Origin of the sequence: Massilimicrobiota sp. An80, from assembly GCF_002159255.1 — a bacterium.
GTDB classification, from domain to species: domain Bacteria; phylum Bacillota_I; class Bacilli_A; order Erysipelotrichales; family Coprobacillaceae; genus Allocoprobacillus; species Allocoprobacillus merdigallinarum.
In genome coordinates this window covers 1-954 of record NZ_NFHI01000112.1, presented here as the reverse complement: position 1 = coordinate 954, position 954 = coordinate 1, and the positions used below count along the sequence as shown (strand labels likewise).

The window sequence follows — 954 nt, the reverse complement described above, 5'->3', positions numbered from 1 at the left end:
CTGTAACGAAATAAATATTCGTAAGGCCACCTAAAAAAGAAAACGACAATGATTATCTTTAATGATTATCATTGTCGTTTTTGGTATAATTAGATTATGGAATCTTCTAATTTTATGCAATCTAATTACACTGATAATTATAACGCAATTCAGTTATCTTTGCCACTAGATTTGGGTATAAAAATTAATCCTGACGATGAGGTTGTTTCTTTCTTAAAGGCGCTGGAAGGAGTGAATCTTAAGAAATATCTAAAAAGAGATGAGCGTCGTGGTAGAAAGGGATATGATAACGTATTGCTTCTTAAGGCTGTTCTCCTTGCAAGAATGGTCAGTGACTGTGATGTAAGAAATCTAGAATCTTTATGCAAACATGATATTAGATTTATGTATATCATGCAGGAGGCAACTCCTAGCCATATGACTTTTGAACGACTCATGAAGAATTATCTTATTGATGATATTGACCATATCTTTTTTGATATAGTCAACAATATCTGTAATCTCATGAATGTTGACAAATCAATTCAATATATTGATGGTACCAAAATAGAAGCCAATGCAAACAAATATTCTTTTGTATATAAGGCAAGAATCCTCAATGCAAGAATGAAACTGTTTTCTAAGATAACAGATTCAATCATTCAGATGAACATGGAAAGAGGATTTGACTTTCCATATCATTATTTTTACTGTGCACAGGAGATAGGCTATATAGTACAGTATCTTATGGAAACGATGATTAATGATGATATAAAAATGGTATATGGCAGAGGGAAAAGAAAGACAGAAATTCAAAGATGGTATGACCTGTTTCTTGGATATTATACAAAGCTGGATGAATATGAATTCTGGCTTTTTATCATAGGAAATGATAGAAACAGCTGTTCTAAGATAGATCATGATGCGACGATGTGTGCAACTAAGATAGATTTTTACTGCAATACGGGATTAAGC

Annotated in this window: 1 protein-coding gene; it reads left to right on the top strand. The window is 32.2% G+C overall.

The features are described 5' to 3' along the window. Positions 1-96: 96 nt before the first annotated feature. Positions 97-954, top strand: an 858-nt coding sequence (locus B5G32_RS13545; RefSeq protein WP_143746680.1) for a transposase, incomplete at its 3' end; no start/stop codon positions are given.